Origin of the sequence: Burkholderia sp. RF2-non_BP3 (assembly GCF_001522185.1) — a bacterium.
GTDB classification, from domain to species: Bacteria; Pseudomonadota; Gammaproteobacteria; order Burkholderiales; family Burkholderiaceae; genus Burkholderia; species Burkholderia diffusa.
Window position 1 is genome coordinate 1 of sequence record NZ_LOSU01000006.1, and the last position, 715, is coordinate 715.

Here is a 715-nt window from a genome sequence, read left to right on the forward strand (position 1 = left end):
GCATTGTCAGCCTGTCCACGTCGGCTTCGACGGGGATCAGCTCGCTGTCGACCGGCCTCAGCTCGACCAACAGCACGGTCACTTCGCTGTCGACTTCGACGTCGACCGGCCTCTCGTCGGCGACCAGCTCGATTACGTCGTTGTCGACCTCGGCGTCGACGGGCATCAACTCGCTGTCTACGGGCCTCAGCTCGACCAACAGCTCGGTTACGTCGCTGTCGACTTCGACGTCGACCGGCCTCTCGTCGGCGACCAGCTCGATCAGCTCGCTGTCCACGTCGACTTCGACGGGTATCAACTCGTTGTCCACGGGCTTGAGCTCGACCAATAGTTCGGTGGCTTCGCTCTCGACCTCCACGTCGACCGGCCTGTCGTCGGCGACCAGCTCGATCACGTCGTTGTCGACCTCGGCGTCGACGGGCATCAACTCGCTGTCGACCGGCCTCAGCTCGACCAACAGCTCGGTTACGTCGCTGTCGACTTCCACGTCGACCGGCCTGTCGTCGGCAACCAGCTCGATCAGCTCGCTGTCCACGTCGACCTCGACGGGCATCAACTCGTTGTCCACGGGCTTGAGCTCGACCAACAGTTCGGTGGCTTCGCTGTCGACGTCCACGTCGACCGGCCTGTCGTCGGCAACCAGCTCGATCAGCTCGCTGTCCACGTCGACTTCGACGGGTATCAACTCGTTGTCCACGGGCTTGAGCTCGACCTG

The 715-nt window shown here is 63.4% G+C and carries 1 protein-coding gene; it reads right to left on the reverse strand.

Features of this window, described 5'->3' with window-relative positions:
- On the reverse strand, nucleotides 1-697 hold a 697-nt coding region (locus tag WS45_RS35560; protein WP_218921624.1), incomplete at its 3' end, for a hypothetical protein.
- Nucleotides 698-715 lie beyond the last annotated feature (18 nt).